Source organism: Caballeronia arationis (assembly GCF_001544975.2).
GTDB classification, from domain to species: Bacteria; Pseudomonadota; Gammaproteobacteria; order Burkholderiales; family Burkholderiaceae; genus Caballeronia; species Caballeronia arationis.
The window spans coordinates 1-740 of the sequence record NZ_FCOG02000552.1; the positions used below are offsets into that span (position 1 = coordinate 1).

Below are 740 nucleotides of genomic sequence, written 5' to 3' on the forward strand. Positions count from 1 at the left end.
GCCGATCCTGGACGGGCGCGGTGGCGTTGCGTTTCGTGCGCACGTGTTTGTCGGTGTACTCGGCGCATCGAATTACACGTATGCCTGTGCGACGCATTCGGAGGGCACGCACGATTGGATCGGCGGGCTTATCGGCGCCATGGAATTCTACGGAGGCGCCCCGAGCCTGCTGGTCCCAGATAATCCGCGCGCACTGATTGCGCGACCTGACCGATACGAACCGGGTCTTGGCCGTACGGCGCAGGAATTCGTGAACCACTACGCGACAGCGATGCTCCCAGCACGGCCAAGAAAGCCCCGTGATAAAGCGAAGGCCGAGGTAGCAGTTCAAGTGGTCCAGAGATGGGTTCTTGCTCGTCTGCGCAACCACCGCTTCTTCAGCTTGGCCGAGTTGAACCGCGCGATCGCTGGTCTCATTGCTGATATCAACCAACGCCCCTTTAAGAAGCTTCAGGGTAATCGCCGCGAATGGTTTGAGCGGCTCGACCAGCCCGCGTTGCGGCCGTTACCTGCCCAGCGCTACGAGATCGCGACCTTCGTGCGATGCGTCGTCAACATTGACTACCATGTTGAGGTCGATCACCACTACTACAGCGCCCCGCACAGCCTCGTGCGCCAGCCAGTCTACGCCCGCCTGACCCGTTTCGGCGTTGAGATCCTCCACGGCGGCAAGCGCGTCGCAGCTCACGCCCGCAGCCACCTGCGCAACAAACACACGACGTTACCCGAGCACATGCCCG

General features: G+C 61.8%; 1 protein-coding gene. It reads left to right on the plus strand.

All coding sequences use genetic code 11. The annotated features are described in order from the left end of the window. A partial coding sequence (gene istA / locus AWB81_RS43795) for an IS21 family transposase (RefSeq protein WP_144444432.1) occupies nucleotides 1–740 on the plus strand: 740 nt, incomplete at both ends.